Source organism: Noviherbaspirillum denitrificans, from assembly GCF_002211445.1.
GTDB classification, from domain to species: Bacteria; Pseudomonadota; Gammaproteobacteria; order Burkholderiales; family Burkholderiaceae_D; genus Noviherbaspirillum; species Noviherbaspirillum denitrificans.
Window position 1 is genome coordinate 864,697 of sequence record NZ_LSTO01000001.1, and the last position, 2,123, is coordinate 866,819.

Sequence of the window (2,123 nt, forward strand, 5' to 3'; positions counted from 1 at the left end):
TAATCGACGTAGCGGGTCAGGTCGAGGCCATCGAGCTTGAGGTCCACCACCGCATCCATCGGGTGGGCAAACGGCCGCGCCTTGCCCTTGAACTCGAAGGGAGCGCCATTGACGTGCGCGCGCAGCAGCGGCTCGACAAAGATGCCGACCTGCGACGGCAGCGACGAGACAAAGGGAACGCCGAGCGCGATGTCGGTGACCGCATGCGTAGCCTTCGCCGGCTTGTCGTCGAAGGCGATACGGCCGGCGTCAACCTGGATATTGTTGACGGAGAAGCGCGCCGGTTCATCGGAAGGCGGCTGGCTGGCAATCAGTTCGATGATGTCATCGATGTTGTATCGGTTCGGCCCGGTGCGCGCAAGGTGCACATAAGGTGCGGACAGGCGCAGCTCGCGCACCACCGGCGCCAGGCGCAGCAGGGATTCGCCTGCCAGGTCGACATGCAGCAGGTCGAAGGAAGCAAAGGTTTCCTGGCTCTTTGGCTCCCGCACCTTGAAGTCGCGCACCGTCAGCGTCAGCGCATAGGGATTGAATTCGACTGCGCCGACCGTGGCTTCGCGATGCAGCTTTTCGGCGATCAGCGCTTCCGCCTGCGAGCGAATGACGCCCGGCAGGATGAAAAAGCCGATGACGCCATAGCCGAGGACGATGCCGGCCAGGATTGCTGCGCCGCGGCGCAGTTTCGGATGCTTCGCCCAGGACGACAGGCGGGAGGAAGTTGAGGACATGATCGCGAGACGCCGTGCAACGAAGGTTGCTGGATTCTACCAGTGGTATTTCCACTCTACACGGCGCCGCGAATCCGTCAAATGCCCGCACTTCCTACGAGGCCATCGTCCCCAGCTTTTCCATCCGCGCGAACCACTTGTCCGCGTCCTTCTGCTTCAGGTTGCCCACCATGCCGACCAGGGTTTCATGCACCGGCGAGATGCCGACGAAGCCGAGGATGTTCCGCTCCAGCGACTTGATGCTGTGCGCGCGGAAGTACCAGCGGTAGATGGCGGCCGGCATGCCCATGGTGACCACCACGCGCGCCGAGCGCCCGGTCAGTCCCTTGGCGGTGAACGCGTTTCCTTCCCCCTTGAAAGCAAAACCCGGCCGCGCCACCTGCTCGAGGAAGCCTTTCAGCAGCGCCGGCATGTCGCCCAGCCAGAGCGGGAAGAAGAAAACCATGTGCTGTGCCCAGTGGATGCCGTCCTGCGCCGCGGCGAGCACCGGCGGCAGCGTGCCGTGTTCCCAGTCCTGCTGGCTGCGCAGCAGCGGGAAATCGAGGGTGGCGATGCAAATGCGGCGGACTTCATGCCCGCCAGCTTGCGCGCCGGCGGCGTAGGCGTCTTCTAGTGCGTGGCAGAGATGACGCTGCGTGGCGTCCGGATGTCCCTGTACCAGGAGGATGCGCTTGCCCATGATGCCTCCCTTCGTTTGCTGTGTGTGCAATGACACTCTCCGCCTTTGACGGGACGAATTCAATGAAGCGGATCAAGGAAATCCGGCGGCGCCTCATAACCAAGGGGTACGTCAGTCTCGCCAAAATGTTTCCTGCGAGACATGATGGACCCGGTCACTCCCCGCCCGCCCCCGAAATCCGCTTCAACCTCTGCCCGAAAATCCCCCACACCGTTTCCACCCCATCCAGCTCCCCGACCAGCGCCCATCCGGTACCGATCTTGCGCGCCTCGACCGCGATCCCCAGTTCATTCCCCACCTGCTGCGCCCACTGCTTCGCCGCGCCCTGCCCCTTGAACAGCTCATTGCCTTCGAATACCACGGTGCCTTCGAACACCGGTTTGCTGAATACACTCATGTCATCTTCCTTCAACGTTATCAGGCCTTTTCCTCGACAGCGCTTCCCTTTGGATGCCGGCGCAGCTTCGCCCTCACCCGCCGCACCAGGCCTTCGAAATCATCCATGTAGGTGAACACCGCCGGCACCACCAGCAGGCTGAGCACGGTGGACGTGATCAGGCCGCCGATCACAGCGATTGCCATCGGCGAGCGAAAGCTGGCGTCGGCAATCCCGACGCCCATCGCGATCGGGAGCATGCCCGCGCCCATCGCGAGCGTGGTCATGATGATGGGGCGCGCGCGCTTGTGGCAGGCGTCGGGCAGCGCGTCGCAGCGCG

4 protein-coding genes are annotated in these 2,123 nt (G+C 63.5%); all 4 read right to left on the reverse strand.

The window, feature by feature from the left end; all coding sequences use genetic code 11:
* On the reverse strand, positions 1-728 hold a 728-nt coding region (locus AYR66_RS28190), incomplete at its 3' end, for a DUF748 domain-containing protein (RefSeq protein WP_206047055.1).
* Between the two features lie 94 nt (positions 729-822).
* Positions 823-1,407, reverse strand: a complete 585-nt coding sequence (locus tag AYR66_RS04370) for an NAD(P)H-dependent oxidoreductase (protein ID WP_337366734.1) — start codon at positions 1,405-1,407, stop codon at positions 823-825.
* A 154-nt stretch (positions 1,408-1,561) separates the two neighbouring features.
* Positions 1,562-1,804, reverse strand: coding sequence for a hypothetical protein (locus AYR66_RS04375; protein ID WP_088706508.1), 243 nt, complete (start codon positions 1,802-1,804; stop codon positions 1,562-1,564).
* Positions 1,805-1,824: 20 nt separating this feature from the next.
* Positions 1,825-2,123, reverse strand: a 299-nt coding sequence (locus AYR66_RS04380; protein ID WP_141104157.1) for an efflux RND transporter permease subunit, incomplete at its 5' end; no start/stop codon positions are given.

What these genes read in the sequence shown, in the direction of transcription:
- AYR66_RS04370 (WP_337366734.1), bottom strand. Translation starts at nt 1,407, where the DNA reads ATGGGCAAGCGCATCCTCCTGGTACAGGGACATCCGGACGCCACGCAG.
- AYR66_RS04375 (WP_088706508.1), bottom strand. Translation starts at nt 1,804, where the DNA reads ATGAGTGTATTCAGCAAACCGGTGTTCGAAGGCACCGTGGTATTCGAA.